This is a genomic window from Elusimicrobiota bacterium (genome assembly GCA_041660185.1).
Lineage (GTDB): Bacteria > Elusimicrobiota > Elusimicrobia > 2-01-FULL-59-12 > 2-01-FULL-59-12 > JBAZWU01.
This window is the reverse complement of record JBAZWU010000010.1, coordinates 78,902-96,119: the sequence shown is the minus strand read 5'-3', so window position 1 is coordinate 96,119 and position 17,218 is coordinate 78,902. Positions and strand designations below refer to the sequence as shown.

General features: G+C 55.4%; 15 protein-coding genes and 2 riboswitches. All 15 genes read left to right on the top strand.

What is annotated here, in order from left to right:
* Window positions 1-172: 172 nt before the first annotated feature.
* Window positions 173-2,032 (top strand): ATP-binding protein, encoded by a 1,860-nt coding sequence (locus tag WC859_08745; protein MFA5976233.1) that lies wholly within the window; start codon window positions 173-175, stop codon window positions 2,030-2,032.
* 64 nt (window positions 2,033-2,096) lie between these two features.
* On the top strand, window positions 2,097-2,846 hold the full coding sequence (locus WC859_08740) for a TRAP transporter TatT component family protein (protein ID MFA5976232.1): 750 nt from the start codon (window positions 2,097-2,099) through the stop codon (window positions 2,844-2,846).
* 127 nt (window positions 2,847-2,973) lie between these two features.
* Window positions 2,974-3,435: a cache domain-containing protein gene (locus tag WC859_08735; GenBank protein ID MFA5976231.1), complete on the top strand. Its 462-nt coding sequence runs from the start codon at window positions 2,974-2,976 to the stop codon at window positions 3,433-3,435.
* 96 nt (window positions 3,436-3,531) lie between these two features.
* Window positions 3,532-5,196: a methyl-accepting chemotaxis protein gene (locus WC859_08730; protein MFA5976230.1), complete on the top strand. Its 1,665-nt coding sequence runs from the start codon at window positions 3,532-3,534 to the stop codon at window positions 5,194-5,196.
* A gap of 56 nt (window positions 5,197-5,252) precedes the next feature.
* Complete coding sequence (locus WC859_08725; GenBank protein MFA5976229.1) at window positions 5,253-6,608, top strand: hypothetical protein; 1,356 nt, start codon at window positions 5,253-5,255, stop codon at window positions 6,606-6,608.
* Window positions 6,609-6,719: 111 nt separating this feature from the next.
* On the top strand, window positions 6,720-7,025 hold the full coding sequence (locus tag WC859_08720) for a hypothetical protein (GenBank protein ID MFA5976228.1): 306 nt from the start codon (window positions 6,720-6,722) through the stop codon (window positions 7,023-7,025).
* Between the two features lie 118 nt (window positions 7,026-7,143).
* Window positions 7,144-9,597, top strand: coding sequence for a glycogen/starch/alpha-glucan phosphorylase (locus tag WC859_08715; GenBank protein MFA5976227.1), 2,454 nt, complete (start codon window positions 7,144-7,146; stop codon window positions 9,595-9,597).
* Between the two features lie 319 nt (window positions 9,598-9,916).
* Window positions 9,917-11,794: a S9 family peptidase gene (locus WC859_08710; protein ID MFA5976226.1), complete on the top strand. Its 1,878-nt coding sequence runs from the start codon at window positions 9,917-9,919 to the stop codon at window positions 11,792-11,794.
* A 64-nt stretch (window positions 11,795-11,858) separates the two neighbouring features.
* Window positions 11,859-12,362, top strand: coding sequence for a hypothetical protein (locus WC859_08705; protein ID MFA5976225.1), 504 nt, complete (start codon window positions 11,859-11,861; stop codon window positions 12,360-12,362).
* A 122-nt stretch (window positions 12,363-12,484) separates the two neighbouring features.
* Window positions 12,485-12,527, top strand: a riboswitch (cobalamin riboswitch).
* 114 nt (window positions 12,528-12,641) lie between these two features.
* Window positions 12,642-13,247 (top strand): histidine phosphatase family protein, encoded by a 606-nt coding sequence (locus WC859_08700; protein ID MFA5976224.1) that lies wholly within the window; start codon window positions 12,642-12,644, stop codon window positions 13,245-13,247.
* Window positions 13,229-13,774, top strand: coding sequence for a bifunctional adenosylcobinamide kinase/adenosylcobinamide-phosphate guanylyltransferase (gene cobU / locus WC859_08695; GenBank protein ID MFA5976223.1), 546 nt, complete (start codon window positions 13,229-13,231; stop codon window positions 13,772-13,774). The genes WC859_08700 and cobU overlap by 19 nt, the downstream gene beginning before the upstream one ends.
* Complete coding sequence (gene cobT / locus WC859_08690; GenBank protein ID MFA5976222.1) at window positions 13,764-14,828, top strand: nicotinate-nucleotide--dimethylbenzimidazole phosphoribosyltransferase; 1,065 nt, start codon at window positions 13,764-13,766, stop codon at window positions 14,826-14,828. Before cobU ends, cobT begins: the two co-directional genes overlap by 11 nt.
* On the top strand, window positions 14,825-15,577 hold the full coding sequence (locus WC859_08685; protein MFA5976221.1) for an adenosylcobinamide-GDP ribazoletransferase: 753 nt from the start codon (window positions 14,825-14,827) through the stop codon (window positions 15,575-15,577). The genes cobT and WC859_08685 overlap by 4 nt, the downstream gene beginning before the upstream one ends.
* A complete protein-coding gene (locus tag WC859_08680) occupies window positions 15,574-16,797 on the top strand; it encodes an MFS transporter (protein MFA5976220.1) in 1,224 nt (407 codons plus the stop codon). Before WC859_08685 ends, WC859_08680 begins: the two co-directional genes overlap by 4 nt.
* A gap of 15 nt (window positions 16,798-16,812) precedes the next feature.
* Window positions 16,813-16,942: riboswitch (cobalamin riboswitch) on the top strand.
* Between the two features lie 51 nt (window positions 16,943-16,993).
* Window positions 16,994-17,218: hypothetical protein (locus WC859_08675; GenBank protein MFA5976219.1), on the top strand; the 225-nt coding region annotated here is incomplete at its 3' end.

Sequence of the window (17,218 nt, the reverse complement as noted above, 5' to 3'; positions counted from 1 at the left end):
GTTTGATCTGCATGGACATATCGTTCACGCGCTTTCGCTCAATACCGCCAATTACTTCGAACGGTTGAACCTGCGCCTGGCCTTTGCCCCGCTCTTGACGCGCAGCAACCTCTGGGCGGAACAGGTTTAGATTTTAAATAGTGCGCTGATCGCCAACAGCGACTTTGCCTGCGTGGCGCTTCTGGATCCCCTGGGAATGGAAAAAGCCAAAGCCTTTTCGACCAACCATTCTTTTTTCAGCCCGCGGATCGATTACACCGGTCGTCCGCTGTTTGCGCGGGTGAAGAAAAGCCGGACGCCCGATACGGGCGAGGTTTATGAGAAACAGGGCACCTCCTTTTTCGATATTCTCTACCCTCTCGAGAACGGGCAATTCATGCTGGTCGCCGTGCGATGGGATCTGTTCCGGAAACTCCTGTTCGATCAGGAAGTGGGAAAAAGCGGATCCATCTGGGTGTTGGACGAAAAAGGACGGGTGATCGGAGATTCCCGGGAGGCAGTCGAGGGAAAACAATTTGATCAGTGGCCTTTCTTCCGGGATCGTCTGTCGGAATTTAAAGACCAGAAAGAATCAGACGTCCAGCTTTGGAAAGGCGAGTTCGCCGACCCGTCCGGGAAACCGATAGTCGGTTCGATCGACTGGGTCAAGTCGGCCGGTTGGTACATCCTGTCCGTGCAGCCGCAAACCGAAGCCTATGCGGAAGCGACCCGGCTCCGGCGCAGCGCGTTTCTCTGGATGCTGTGCAGTTTTCTGGGCGTCGGTTTCTTCGCCTATTTCTGGGTGCAGCATATCAGTACGCCGATTTCCCGGCTGGCGGCGGGCGTGAAAAACGTCACGCGCCGGCGTTTTGAGGTGAAGGTCCCGGAGGACTTCGGTTTAGAGGAGTTCCGGGCGCTCGGCAAGGCGTTCAATCAGATGATGCAGGAGTTGGCGAGTTACGAGGCGATGCAGGTCGAAAAAATCATCGAGGAAAAAACCACGGTCCAGTCGCTGCTCTTCTCGATTCAAGACGGTATTCTGATGGTCACACCGGACAGCCGCGTGGTCATCGCCAACGCGCCGGCGCGGCAGTGGACGATCGAAGTGGCCGGTCGCAGCAAAGGGGCATTCGAGACCGCCTGGCAGTCGCTGCAGGAGTATCCGCCCTGGACGGAGATGCTGATCCCCGTTCTGGAAAACGAAAAGGAAAATGCCAGCGAGGAATTCGAGTTCCCGGTTCAGGGGCGGAACAAATGGTCGCGCGTCATGGCCCAACAGGTGCTCACGGAAGGGGGTCGGCGCCTGGGCGTGATGATCGTCATCCGGGATATCACGCAGGACAAGGAACTCGAGCGCATGAAAGAGGATTTTTTCAACGGCATCACACACGACCTGCGCACACCCCTGGCCGCGACCATCGGCTATCTCGGTCTTTGCGAGGGCCAGGTGCCGGAAGGGGACGGCGATCTTTCAATCCTGGTCGGTTCCGCCCGGCAATCCGCCAAGCGCGCGCTCAGCCTGGTGGAAACCATCTTGAGTTTGGCCCGCCTGCAGGCCGGAAAACTGACCATCAACCCGGTCCCGGTCAATGCGCAGGGGCTCGTGAAAAAAATCGTCGGAGATCTTTCCTTCCAGGCCGACGCCAAAAAAATCGCGCTCTCCTGGGTGTGCGAGGATCCGAAACTCTGGGCACTCGCGGACGCCAGCCTCATCGAGCGGGTGCTGGAGAACCTCACCGGCAACGCGATCAAGTACACGATGGAAAACGGCTGGGTCAAAGTCTCCGCCCGACCGGTCGCCGAAGGAGTGGAGTTTGCGGTCCTGGACAACGGCCGCGGCATACCGCCGGAGGCGTTGGAGAAATTGTTCGGAAAGTTTCAGCAGGTCAAAGCCGAAGACCGCGCCGTAGGATTCGGCATCGGTCTGGCCTTCAGCAAAGGGATCGTCGAAGCCCACGGCAGCAGCATCGCCGTCGTATCCGCCGCCAGTAAAGGCAGTAATTTCTTTTTCGTCCTCGAACGCACCGCCGCTCCTGCTCAAGCCGCCGCCTAAAGTCAAACCCCTTTCGGCATCCGGTGAGTGGAAGCGGATCGCAAATTTTGAGACAATCCCTTTAATGATTCGACGTCATTGGATAATCCTGTTTCTTCTTGGGGCGGCTGCCCTGAATCACCCGCTTCCTGTTTTAGGGGAGGATGTTTCCTCTTTGATTAATCAGGCGAATGCGGCATATGCCAAACGCGAAGACCTTTCGCAAGTTAGGATCGCCATGGATATCTATGAGCGTGCGGCGACTGGGGCAGACGCTCCACACGCGGTGGAATGTTACTGGAAGGCGTCTCGCTCGGCCTGGTGGATTGGACAACATGCCGACGATCGCGCGGCACAGCAGGTGTATCACCAGAAAGGAATGGATTTGGCGAAGAAAGCGATCCATTTAAATCCAGACTGTGTGGAAGCGCACTTCTGGTTAGGGGGAAATCAGGGGTCTTTCGGGGAAGCCAAAGGGGTTTTGAAAAGTCTGTCGATGGTGAAACTCATTCGACACGAAATGGCCGAGGTTATTCGACTCAATGATCATTATTTAAGTGGCGGGGTTTACCATGTTCTGGGCGCGGTGGATTACAAAGTGCCGGGGTTTGTTGGCGGCAGCAAAAAGCGCGCCAAGGAAGAATTGGAGAAAGCACTCGCGATCGGACCGAAGGATCCTTTTAACCATTACTACCTGCTCGAGTTCTGCGCGTTGACCGGCGATAAAGCTAGAGCCCGTGCGGAAATGGAAATTCTCCGAACACTGAACGTCCCGCCCGAAGACGAACCTGAGCTCAAAATGGTTCAGGAAAAAGCCTCCCGCCTCATCAAATAAGTATCAGGTTATCAGGTCAGTAAAGTTTCTATTGACGATGTCTTCTGGCGAAGCTATATTCTGTTCTGGGTTTACGGTACGTCAAAGTATCGACGAGTAGAATGTGTTTCAGAGAGGAGAATAAAACATGTCACGAAAATTCGGAATGATCCTAATGGTTTCCATGCTGATGGCCGGTACCATGGCCTGGGCGGGAGAATATGGAACAGCGGCGGAGGCCAAGGCCATGCTGACCAAGGCGGTGGCTGAACTGAAAATAGATCAAAAGAAAGCCCTCTTAAAATTCACTAAAAAAGAAGCAGGTTTTGGTGACCGCGATCTTTATGTGTATTGCGGAAATGCCGGAGATGGAATGTTTAGCGCTCATCCCAAGCTGATGGGGACGAGCCTAAAATTTCTCAAGGATTCGACGGGAGATGCTTTCGGTGAGAGGATCTATCAAGTCGCCAAAGACTATGATGGAAGTCCCTTCTCAAAAGTGTCTTATATGTGGCCGCGTCCAGGTGAGACTGAACAATCGCTCAAGAGTGTTTACGTTACCAAAGTCGGTGATCAAATCTGTTGCGTCGGTATTTACGAACCTAAATAAAAATCATTCCGGACCCTCACCCGCACGTCTCGTTGTTTTCGCTCAAGACACGGGACGTGAGGGGGAGAGGCGGAGGAGGAATAACCTGTGACGAAAATGTCTTTGAGAATGCGCATGCTGCTCATGACAACGGTTTGTGTGACGGTTCCGATGGTCCTTGTGACACTCATTTTCTCACAAAAAGCGAAGTCTGCCATCGAAAAGGAATCCCGTCAACATATCCATGACGTGGTCACCGGAGTCGTGGATATCATTCGGATCCAGGATGATGCGGGGGAGGGGGTTTCAAAGAAAAACAAGGAAATATTGAAGAATCTCCTACAGCGAATCAAACTTGGTGAAACGGGATATATTTATGCGATTAATACCACGGGTCGGGTTACGCTGCATCCGACGATGACTATTGGGACGGACCTGGGTAAGTATGATTTTTGTAAGCAGATGATGAAGGAAGAAAAAGGCTGGGTCCGTTATCAGTGGGAAGGCCGCGAACGGATTGATTATTTCGAGTTTTATCCCGAGCGGGACTGGATTATTGTCGGGGATTGTCTTCTGAATGAGATTTATGCCCCGATTCGCAAGGTAACGACATTGGCCTGGTTCTTGCTGTTGGGCGCGATCCTCGTTTCGATGGGGTTCATGTACCGGTTCGTGATTGAGTACGTCCGGCAAATGCTCGAAAGCTTTGCTAACCAGATTCGTAGCTTTTCCAAGGCCGCTGTCAGCGGTCAGCTGAAAGTGCGTTTGGACCCTCTAACCATTGCGCCGGAGTTGAGGCCAGCGGCAAATGAAATGAACACGGTTGTGGATGCGGTCGTTAAACCGTTTGGGGATGTCAGCGATATTTTGGGGCGTCTGGCGGCTCATGATTTAACGGCCCGCATTACGACCCAGTATGAAGGGGACTATAACCTTTTAAAGGAATCCGTCAACCGTTTGGCGAACTCCTTTGAGGGGGCGGTTCGGCAAATCGCGACAAATACAACCACGCTGACCAGCTCGGCAGAAGAGTTATCGGCCATTTCCCATCAGGTGAATGCGGACGCGACCCAGACGTCCCGTCAAGCCGAGATGGTTTCCTCCTCGTCGGACCAGGTATCGAAAAATGTTCAAACAGTAGCCACCGGATCGGATGAGATGTCTGCCAGCATCAAGGAAATCGCAGAAAATACCGCCAAGTCGGCCCGCGTAACGACCGAAGCTGTCCAGGTCGCAGATCAAGCCAATATTACGATCACGAAACTGGGAGAATCCAGTACGGAGATCGATAAGGTGATCAAAATGATCACATCTGTTGCAGAGCAGACCAGTCTTCTGGCCCTGAATGCGACGATTGAGGCGGCGCGTGCCGGAACGGCTGGGAAGGGATTTGCGGTGGTGGCCAATGAGGTAAAAGAACTGGCGACGGAAACGGCAAAGGCCACCGAAGAAATCAGTCTGCGGATCCAGGGAATCCAGGCGAATACGAAAGAAGCCATCGCCGCGATTGTTCAGATTACAGACCTGATCAAGAAGATCAATGACATTACCAATACGATCGCCAGCGCGGTCGAACAACAGAGCGCGACAACGAATGAAATAACCCGTAACGTCTCTGAGGCGGCGAAGGGAACTGGGGAAATTGCCAAGGGCATTTCGGGTGTGGCGAAAGTGGCCGGAAGTACGGCCCAGGCCACCACCAATGTTCAGGCTGCTGCTCAAGAGTTGGCCAAAATTGCTACCGAACTGCAAAAACTTGTTTCTGAATTTAAGTACTCATAAACGTCGTTGAAAGAAAAAAAGGGGAGTTTGCAGTCTTCTATATATAAGGAGGGAATATGCTAAAGCCTGGAAATCCGTTGGGGAGATGTTTGACGTTCATGTTGACGGTCCTGATTATGGCTGTTGCACCGATATGGGCCGCTGAAAATGTCACCTGGACGGCGAGTTCGATTAAAGATCTGAATATCCGAATGTATGGTTTCGCCGTGTTGGACACCATTGTCGACAGTACACAAATGTCTTCATTGGAAACGATCGCAAACCCGGCGGTGCCCAAGGCGAGTACGTATGCCGGACAGCATCATCGGACGATCATGAGTTCGAGAGCCAGCCGGTTGGGATTCGATCTAACTTTGCCCAAAACCGAGGGGGGGTTGTCCACGCAAGGTATTTTTGAAATGGATTTCCTGGGGAATCAGGGTGTGAATACGAGTCCCGGGGCAACCTCTACCGCTGTGCAAACGGAAGGCAATTTCTACAACAATGCCTCCATCCGCTTGCGCGTCGCGATGGCGAACCTGACCTACGGTGCGTGGAACGCCAAGCTCGGACAGACGTGGTCACTTCTGGGGTGGCAGCCTTATTACTTCCAGACTGAAACCATTGTTCAGCCGGCGGTGGGGCAGCTCTTCGCCCGATATCCGCAGGCCCGCGTCATGAATACCCAGAAGGTGGGAAGTGACATGACCTTGGAATCCGCTCTGGCCTTTGCCAAGCCTGCGGAGATGAACTCCGGGATGACCAACTACCAGGGCGGCTTACGCTTGGCCTCGACCAAGTATAAAGCCGCTACCTATGCGCATGCCGGGACTGCGATGGTGGGCGCTTCTCTGGCCCTCTCCGGCCAATTGACCCCGGTTCGCACCACGGCTGGAAATGCCACGGGTGAAACGTATGTGGTGAATGCTCTAATCCCCATTATTCCCTCCAAGGATGGAAAAGATGCGTCGAACAACCTTTCCATCACCGGTGAATTCGCCAATGGACGTGGGATGGGCGGGCTGGAAGTCCCTGGATTGTCCGGAGGGGTTGCGGCTGTGACATCGACGGCCGGAACACCTGCGGCGAACACCGCTCTTGATGCCGGCATCGCGGGAATCTCCAACAGTGGCAAGCTTGAGCTGATCCGTTTCCAGACGTGGCGGGCGAATCTGCAATACACCTTGCCGAATCCGAAATGGACGGTGGCGGGTGGATATGCAGAAGCGAAAGCACTGAATCTGGCGGATTTCGCGGCCAGCACGAGCCTTTACCCGCGCGATCAGTATTACTACGGCAATCTGATCTTTCAGCCGCTTTCCTGGCTGAGATTTATGGTTGACCTTTCTCAAACCAAGACGACTTATACGGACGCCGCGAACCGGTTCGCTTACAATAACCGGATTCATTGCGCGACGTTCTTTATTTTCTAAGGTTGGCTCCTCCTGCTCTCGGTTGGGCAACCGACCGAGAGCAGGTTTTAGGAAATGCGCGCCATCCTGTAAGTATCCCCAACGATTGGTTCCATCTGGTCATTAACTGACATGGATCGACTTGCGAGAAAAGAACCCGAGGTTTTGGAGGGAGAGATTGTCGGACTGCCGCCGCGTCCTTTGTCGTGGTGGCGGCGGCTTCTGGCCCGCGGTATCCTGGCGGTAGCGTTCGGTGTGCTGGGGCTCGGGCTATGTGCTCTGGGTGGAGTCCTGACACTGACTATTATCGGCGCGACGATCGGTGTCCCTTTGATTCTCGTTGGCCTGATCCTGATGGTCATCCCGCTTATCCTTCTTTTTGGCGGGGGTTCCTTCCGCGTTATTTCTTCCGGAAAACTTCATTCCTGGTTCCGCTGATCCTTATGCGTCGCCCGACCGCCGTTAGCCAGCGTGCGGTAATTCGCCAGCACTTCTTAAAGAAGGGGTACCGGCTTTCTTTTTATTTATTTTTTCGGATGATGTAGGATAAATGAATATGACGAATCCCGTTGTCCAGTCGGTTATCCCTCCGAATCCGGCCGATCTTGAAGCCGCGATCCGTTATCGCCTGCATTACACGATCGCCAAAGACATGAGCGATGTGAACACGGAAGATCTTTTCCACGCTGTTTCACTGGCGGTCAAGGATGTCGCGGTAGACCGCTTGCTGGAATCCCGGCACCGTTTCCGTGAAGAGGATGTTAAGCGTGTCTATTACCTGTCCATGGAGTTCCTTCCCGGGCGCACGCTCGGCAATAATCTCCTGAACCTGGGTCTCTATGAGGCCTGCCGGCAGGCGCTGCAGACGCTGGGTTCGGATATTAACGATGTTCTCAAGGAAGAGCATGACCCGGCTTTAGGCAACGGGGGACTGGGCCGCCTGGCGGCGTGCCTGCTGGATTCCATGGCCACCGAAGGCATCGCGGGTTTTGGCTACGGGATCAACTACCAGTTCGGCCTCTTCCGGCAGGTGATTGAAAACGGCTGGCAGGTGGAAAAACCGGACCGCTGGCTCAGCGACAGCTTTTACTGGCAGGTCACGCGTCCCGAGCGGATCGCTACCGTATTGATCGGCGGCCGGGTCGTGGACACTCAGGACATGCACGGCCAGATCCGCCCCCGCTGGGTCGACACGCAGACCATTCAGGGCGTTCCGCACGATATGCCGGTGGTCGGTTACGGAGGGAAAACCGTAAACTTCCTTCGCCTCTACTCCGCCCAAACCTCCCACGATTTTGATATGCAGATCTTCAACCACGGGGATTATCTGAAAGCCGTGGAGGATAAGATCAAATCCGAAACCGTTACCCGCGTGCTCTATCCGAATGATGTTCCGGAGTCCGGGCGGCAGCTGCGCCTGACGCAGGAGTACTTCTTCACGGCTTGTGCGCTCAGCGATATTCTGATCGGCTTCCTTCGCTTCCATAAAGACTTGTCAACGTTTGCCGACAAGGTGTCTATTCAGATGAACGATACGCATCCGACGATTGCGGTGGCGGAGCTTATGCGGCTGCTTATCGACGAGCATCAAATCGCATGGGACGAGGCCTGGCGTACGACGGTCGCCGTCCTGGGCTACACCAACCACACGCTGATGGGAGAAGCCTTGGAGCGATGGCCGGTTCCGCTTTTTGAGAAGCTTTTGCCACGGCACATGCAGATCATTTATCAGATTAACGAGCGGTTCCTGAAAGAGGTGGATAAACGCTGGCCCGGCGATCTGGACCGCATGCGCCGGATGTCCATTATAGAGGAGTCCAATCCGAAACAGATTCGCATGGCGCATCTGGCGATCATCGGCAGCCATTCGACCAATGGGGTGGCGTCGCTGCATTCGGAACTGCTCAAGCAACGGCTTCTGCACGACTTTTTCGAGCTGTGGCCGGAACGCTTCAACAACAAAACCAACGGGGTCACACCGCGGCGCTGGATCGGACTGGCCAATCCCGGGTTGTCGCAGCTGTTGGATCGCCGGGTGGGGAAGGATTGGATCACCGATCTGGATCAGTTGCGCGCCCTGGAGGGATTGGCGCAGGATAAAGGATTTCAGGACGAGTTCCTGAAAGTGAAAAAGGAAGCCAAAGCCAGGGCCTGCCGGATCGTGCGCGACCAGATGGGTTTTTTCCTGACCGGAGATTTTCTTTTTGATGTTCACGCCAAACGCATTCACCTCTATAAACGGCAGTTGCTCAATGTCCTGCGGATTATTCACGATTACCTGCGTCTGGTCGAAGACCGGGTGACGCCGCCGGTACCGCAGGCTTTCCTTTTTGCCGGAAAGGCCGCTCCAGGTTATCAGGCGGCCAAACAGGTCATCAAACTGATCCACTCGGTCGGGCAGGTGATTAATCAGGACCCGCGCGCACGGGACTGGATGTCGGTGATTTTTGTGCCGGACTACCGGGTGTCGATCGCGGAGTGGCTGATCCCTGCGGCGGACTTGAGCGAACAAATTTCGACCGCGGGGACCGAGGCCTCCGGTACGGGGAACATGAAGTTCGCCATGAACGGAGCGCTCACGATTGGAACGCTCGACGGGGCCAATATAGAGATCCGGGAGGCGGTTGGCCCCGAAAATTTCTTTCTCTTTGGGCTGACGGCCGATGAAGTGCAGAGCCTGCAGGCCCGCCATGTCTATGATCCGGAGGGGATTATCGCCAGGAATCCCGCGATTCACCGGGTTCTGGAAAGCCTCCTGAGCAAGCGTTTCTGTGCGAACGATCCGGGTCTTTTTCAGGATATGGTTCGCTATGTCATGGACCGGAACGATCCATTTGTGCATCTGGCGGATCTGAAATCCTACTGCCGCGCCCATGATGAGGCGGTGGCCCTTTATGCCAAGCCGGCGGAGTGGGTCCCCAAAACCATTCTGAATGTCGCTCGCACCGGTTTTTTCTCCAGCGATCGCACCGTTCGTGAGTATGCCCGTGATATCTGGAAACTCCGCTGATCTTCCTGCTGTAATGTCTGATGAATCCTTTTACGCCGTCATCCCCGAGTGTTTCTGTCCCGTCTACCGATCGACGTTTTCAGTGGTCGGGACTGCCCCGACCATTGAGCACTCCACAAGAGGACGGGGCTGTCGGGGATCCATTATGCCGTGCAACGAATTGTCTGGATTCCCCGCCAGTGACTACGGGGAATGATGATGGGGGGTCTACCTATATATGCCCCTTTGTGGATAACATTCACTTGGTCTAAATTGGGGGTGTGGATAGTCTTATATTTCATTTTTATCCACACTTATCCACTGCGAGCTTGATTAACCCATGGTTCCACCGCTAATCCCTCGACAGGTTCTCTTCGGGAACCCTGAACGCTTCAGCCCCCAGGTGTCTCCTGGAGGGCAGCATCTGACTTATATCGCTCCGGATGACCGGAACATCCTTCAAGTCTGGATATGCCCCCTTTCGGGAAGCAAGCCGGGTCCGGCCCGGTGCCTGACGTCCGACCCCAAGCGGGGGATCCGTTCCTATTTCTGGACCTATCAGGCGAACCGCCTGATATACCTTCAGGACATGGATGGGGATGAGAACTTCCATCTGTACCTGGTGGATATCGGGACAAACGAGGTGCGGGATATTACGCCCTTTGAAGGAGTCCGGGCGCAGATGGTGGCGCTGGAATCCAGTGTTCCAGATGTCATCCTGGTCGGCTTGAACAAAAGAGATCCTCGCCAGCATGACGTTTACCGGATTCATCTGATCACCGGTCAGGTTGAGCTGGATACGGAAAATCCAGGTTCGGTGATCGCTTGGACCGCGGACAGCCGTTTGCAGGTTCGCGCGGCTCTCTCCAGTCGGCCGGATGGCGGGACCGATTTGTGGCAGCGGCGTTCGTCCGAGGCTCCCTGGCAAACGATCATCCAGTGGGATCCGGATGATCAAGGTGCGCCGGTTCATTTTTCGGAAGACGGCCGGACGCTTTATCTGTTAGGCAGCCATGGGGTCAATGCCCAGCGTTTGCTGGCTCGAGAAGCAGACACCGGGCAAGAAAAAGTGCTGGCGGAAGATCCCGAGTATGACGTGAGCGCGGTGCTGGTCCATCCCGCCCGGCACGTGATTCAGGCGGTTGCTTTTTATAGGGACAAGATGCAGTGGCAAGCCCTGGACCCGGAAATCGCTCCAGACCTGGAGCGTCTGGCAACGGCGCATCCGGGGGAAATGACCATCAGCCGGCAGGATCTGCGGGACCAGTTGTGGCTCGTGGCTTACGCGGTGGATAACGGTCCTGTTACGTATTACCTCTACGACCGGCTGATGCGGGAATTGACGTTTCTCTTCAGTCAGAGACCGGCGCTGGAAAAGTATGGCTTAGCATGGATTGATCCGATCACCCTCCCGGCCCGCGACGGCTTGACGCTGCACGGCTATCTAACCCTCCCCGTCGGCCTGCCTGCGAAAAATCTTCCGACTGTCTTGCTGGTTCACGGCGGGCCCTGGGGGCGGGATCACTGGGGTTTCAATACGATGGCTCAGTGGCTGGCCAATCGCGGTTATGCGGTTCTTCAAGTCAACTTTCGCGGCTCGACCGGGTATGGAAAGAAATTTCTGAACGCAGGGAACCGTGAGTGGGCCGGTAAAATGCATGACGATCTGATCGACGGGGTGCGATGGCTGATTCAAAAGGAAATCGCTGATCCGAAACGGGTGGCCATCATGGGGGCTTCGTTCGGCGGTTATGCGACGCTCGTCGGGCTGACCTTTACGCCGGATGTCTTCTGCTGCGGTGTGGATATCGTTGGGCCGAGTAATCTGATCACCCTGATCCAGACGATTCCTCCCTACTGGGGACCTCTCAAAGCGATTTTTGCGCGCCGCGTGGGGATTGTGGAACAGGACGAAGCGTTCATCAAATCCCGCTCACCGCTTTTCTTCGTGGACCGGATCGTCGTCCCGCTGCTCATCGCTCAGGGTGCCAACGATCCCCGCGTCAAGCGCGCGGAGAGCGATCAGATCGTCGAGGCGATGCGCAAAAACGGAAAGCCGGTAGAATACCTGGTCTACGCCGATGAAGGCCATGGTTTTGCCCGGCCGGCCAACCGCAGGCACTTCTATGGCCGAGCCGAAGCCTTTCTGGCGAAATATCTCGGCGGCCGCGTAGAGCCGGAAGACGACATTCAAGGCCATTCAGCCGAGGTCCGTTAGAATTTAGAATACACGGTCGTGCGAGAATCATCTAGAATGGGAGAAAGACATGAAGGCGGTCCCCGTGAAAAAACCATCCAAGAGCAAGTCAGAAGAAAGTCCCTCCCTTACCCAAAAATTCCCTCACCGATTAGCCGAACTGGAAACGGAACTCCGCGAGTATCCTTCAAGCCCGCTCATCGAGCGGCCGTTGAAGTCCGTTGAAGAGCCGGTGCAAGTGGCTGGAGGGAAAGAGCCGATCGTTCAATTCCGATTTCACAAGAAAGTCTATGCGGTCGGGCATACGGACTTCACGTATTCCGGTGCCGGCCATGCCCGAGGTGTTCGCCATATTCGTTTCTACGAGGGGGAGAAAACCGTCCTGGACATCGAAGGCAACTACGAAGACCAGCAATTCGGTTCCAACTTTCAGTTTCAGAATATTGACCTCTATGCGCCCGGGGAGTGGGAAACAGATTTCGTGAAGCTCACCGACGAATTGCACGACTTCAAAACCAAGAGACGGGAGGCTTTCAGAAAAAAGCGCGTCTCCTCGCTCCACCGGCTTCACCGCGGTCGTTACCTGTGATTTGACAAGGTTGTTTAGGATATTTATAGTAGCGCTTGGTTGGGGGTTCTTTTCTATGTGATTGGCAGCGGTCGCCAGACGTCTGGCGACCAAGGTCGCCAGACGTCTGGCGGCTGTGGAACTCCGGTGAAATTCCGGGACTGCCCCGCAACGGTGAAAGCCCGATCTACTGACAATCACTATACGTTCAAGTCCTTCGCGGGAAGGGTCAATTGTTGAGTAGAAAGCCGGTTTTCTATTGGAGTCCTGATCCTTCGTCTGTGAAGATCAGGATTTTTTATGTCCAAGAAAACGGAAAAACAAATAACCAATGGAATGCTCTTACTGGTCCGTCATGGGGAAACCCGGCTGACCGGTACTTACTGCGGTTCTACCAGCCCGTCCTTATCGCGTCGGGGGATTGCTCAGGCCCGGTCGGCCGCCCGTCTTCTGGCCCAGTATCCCATTGATCGATGTTATGTTAGTCCGCTCTTGCGTGCGAAACAGACGGCGGCAATTATTCATCGCCGGATCCCAGTCGTTTTCACCCGGCATTCTTCTCTGAGAGAAATCCATTTTGGGGACTGGGAAGGTCTTCGTTTCCAGGACATTAAACGAAAATGGCCTGCTCTGGCCAGGCGGTGGGTCCAGCATCCATCCAGCGTCCGCATCCCGCGCGCGGAAACGGTCGGTTCCTTGCGAAAAAGGATCAAGCGTTTTCTTGGCCTTCTCGGACGTCGGTTCTCTAACCGAAATGTTCTGATTGTGGCTCATGGCGGGTCGTTATCCTCCATTGTTCTCGAACGTCTCAAACTTCCGAATAAAGAATTTTTGAAGCATATCCAGCCCCCCGGTTCGATCCGAATGATTCAGGGGCGAACGGTGAAATGGATTCATCCATGCTGATTTACATTACGGGGGGAAGCCGGAGCGGCAAGAGCCGCTATGCGGTGGATCTGGCCCGGCGGCTGAGCCGGCGAGTTGTTTTCGTGGCGACCTGCCTGCCCACCACGGACGGCGAACTGCGTCGGCGGATTAAGTGGCACCGCCAAGATCGGCCCAAATACTGGAAGACGCTTGAGAATCAGATTGACCTTGCCGGACTATATTCCAAAGTGGATCGCCGCACGGAGGTTCTGCTGATCGATTGTTTGACCCTCTATGTCTCCGGACGGTTGATGCAGGGGGAAGGGGAATCCCGGATCTGCGCCAGGGTCAAAAAACTCTGTCAAGCCGCGGCGTCATCACCGAGGACCACCCTGATTGTGTCCAATGAAGTGGGTTGCGGGCTTGTCCCCATGACGGATATGGGACGAACGTTCCGAGACTATGCGGGCCGCGCGAATCAGATTGTGGCCCGATACGCGAATCAGGTTTATCTCATGGTGTCGGGCATCCCGGTATTGTTAAAGGGGAACAAGAATGAACGCTGAACTCAAAAAGATAATCGACTCGATCGAGCCGCTCGATCGGGGCGCCATGGATCGGGCGCAGGAGAGGCTCGATTCGCTGAGCAAGCCGCAGGGAAGTCTCGGGCGTCTGGAAGAACTCGCCCGATGGCTCGCGGGAGTCACCCGACAGTCCCGTCCGCGGGTGTCCCGCAAAGTGATATTCATTTTTGCCGCCGACCACGGGGTGGCCGAGGAAGGAGTCAGCGCTTTCCCGGCGGCCGTAACTCCGGAGATGGTTCGCAATTTTCTTCGCGGCGGCGCCGCGATCAATGTTCTGGCGCGTCAGGCCGGAGCGGAGGTCGTCGTCGCCGACTTCGGCGTGGCGGCGGATTTCAGCGATCAGAAGGAGCTTGTTTCGTGCAAGATCGGGTTTGGGACCGCCAATCTGGCGAAGGGCCCCGCGATGACCGAAGCGCAGGCTGTTAAGGCCATTCTGGCGGGAGCCCGGCTGGCACTGTCTGAAAAGGAACGGGGAGCCGCTCTTTTCGCAACCGGGGATATGGGGATTGCCAACACGACCGCCGCCAGCGCGTTGGTGGCTGCTCTGACCGGTTCGCCTGTCGAGGAGGTCACCGGCAGGGGAACGGGAATCGATGAGGAGACCTTTCGTCGCAAGGTGAGCGTTATCCGTCAGGCGCTGGACGTGAACCGTGTGGATGGAGGCGACCCGCTGGCCGCTCTGGCGCGGGTGGGCGGATTTGAAATCGCTGGACTGGCCGGCGTGATCCTGGCCGGGGCCGCCGCGAAAACGCCGGTGATCGTGGATGGATTCATCTCCGGGGCGGCGGCGCTGGTGGCCTGTCGTCTCGCTCCGAATAAACCCGTACGGGATTATCTGGCCATGGCGCATTTATCCGTCGAGTGCGGGCATCAGCGGATCCTTCGGGAGCTGGCGCTTGTTCCGTTGCTCGACTTCCAGATGCGTCTCGGAGAAGGCACCGGCGCTGCCCTGGCCATGCCGCTTCTCGACGCGGCCTGCGCTGTCTTTAACGAAATGGCCACCTTTCAGGAAGCGAGTGTGTCTGAAAAAAAATGACCCGACTTCTCCTGGCATTTCAGTTCCTCAGTATCTTCCCGATCCGGATCTCCGGGACTGTGCGGGATGATGATCTGGTCCGGTCGATGCGTTACTATCCGCTAATCGGCGCTGTTCTGGGGGGGCTTAGCGCGGTTCTCTTCTGGGCGGGGCTGAAGCTTTTCACTCCGATGGTTGCGACGGTCTGCGGCATGACGGGCCTGATTCTTTTCTCGGGAGCACTCCATCTCGACGGTTTCGCGGATATGTGCGACGGGTTTTACGGGAATCGCTCCCGCGAGAAAATCCTGGCTATCATGAAAGACAGCCATTCGGGAGCCATGGCGATCGTGGGGGTTTTTGGCTTGCTCGCGATGAAAGGCGCTCTCCTGTCTGGACTCGATTCTGCGCGAGCCATTCCGGCCCTGGTTCTCTTGCCGACTCTTGGACGATGGTCGATGGTCTGGCTTTGTGCCCGTTCCACCTATGCCCGGTCCGAAGGTGGAACCGCTTTCCCTTATATCGGACAGGTGGACCCGTGGACGCTTCGAATGGCCACGTTTCTCTGTGCGGGGATCGCCTTCGCGTTGTTCCGTTGGAAAGGGCTTCTCGTGATGGCCGTGGTAGCCCTTTTCACGTGGGTCTTTCGCCGCTATACGGAGCGTTGCATCGGCGGAATGACCGGCGATACGCTGGGAGCCTGCAGTGAACTCGTGGAGGTTCTGTCGCTGGCGGTCTTGAGCATTCGTTGGATAGGACAAGGGCTGTGAGAGATTCCACGCGAAGTCGTTATTCCTTTTTTTTAATCAATTATTTTGTTCAAGGATGCATCGGCATTGTTTATGAACCGCTGAATTATGTTCTCAAAGATCGTCTCCATCTGACACCCGGGCAGACGTCCGGGTTTATCGCCTGGATGACATTGCCGCTGCTGCTGAAACCCGTGTATGGATGGATGTCTGATTTCGTTCCGATCGGTGGGTATCGCCGGAGACCGCACCTGATGATCGGTTCGCTGGCCGCGTCATTGGCTTTTGGGGTGTTGGCCTTTCAGACCCATTACCGCTACGCCGGCCTCCTGTATCCGATGATGGGGGCCTGCCTGGCCCTGGCTTTTGCCGATGCGGCTTGCGACGGGCTGCTGGTCGAAGACGGCCAGGCGCGCCGCTTAACGGGACCGTATCAGGCCCTTCAGATCGGAGCGCTTTACGCGAGCGTCATTCTCAGTGGTTACGGCAGCGGTTGGATGACAAGCCATCTGGCGTACTCATGGATTTTTGCAATCGCCGGGATATTGCCTTTGGCCATTTTTGCTTCGTCGTTCATGATTCACGAGGAGGGACCTTCCCGTTCGCGGCCCAGAGACCCCTTTCAATTCTGGGGATTTATCCGGACGAAAAAATTCTGGATGCTCAGCCTGACCATCGTGTTATGGAATTTTTATCCGTTTCTCGGCACGGTCCAGTTTTATTACCAGAGCAATGTTTTGCGACTGAATCCTCAATGGATCGGGTCCCTGATGACGGTGGGGTCACTCGCCGGCCTTGTGGGGGCGGCGGTGTTCTGGAAATTTTGTCAGAGCCATGACGTTCGTGTCTGGGTTTCCCGCGGGCCCATCGTGATGGCCCTGGTCAGCCTGTCTTACTTGTTCTACTGGGGACCGGTTTCCGTCACTGTGATTGAAACGCTCTATGGGTTTTTTAGCGTATTCTTCCGGCTGGCCCTTCTGGATCTGGTCGCACGCACCTGTCCGAAGGATGCGGAAGCGACCGCGTACGCCGTGTTTCTATCCTTTTTTGATATCGCCATGTACGGCTCAAACGCTCTCGGTGGAAAACTGTATGACGTTCTGCAGCGAATTCTGGCGCACCAGGCTCATCCGGTTCAAACATCGGTTGTCGTGTTGATGCTGATCGGATCGCTTTGTACGTTGACTTGTCGATGGACTCTGCCTGCATTAGAGGAAAACACACTGAAAACAGAGTTGTAACGCTACGATCTTTTTGGGAAACCGGTGTGAATCCGGTGCCGCCCAGCGACTGTAACCCGGACCAATGTCGAATTCAACCACTGGTCGCCAGCGTATCTGGCGGTTGGGAAGGTTCGACGGAGGGGTGAAGGGAAGTCAGGAGACCGAGATCGAGTGAAAGCCATTGCCCTCTGGGGAGGGCCAAGGAGATCGCACCATGAAATCGTTCATTGCCGTTGCCGTGTTGTTGCTGGGGGCTGTTCCGTCCTATTCGAGCGATGTCTTTCTTTCGCTCAACCGCAGTAACCTTCCTGTTTCCGACGCTCCCACCAATATTGATGTGATCGAATCCAAGGACTTCGAACAATCCTCGGCGAGGACCGTCGGTGACCTCATCGGTATGGAACCGGGGGTTCTCATCAAAAAAAGCGCATCAGAAGGA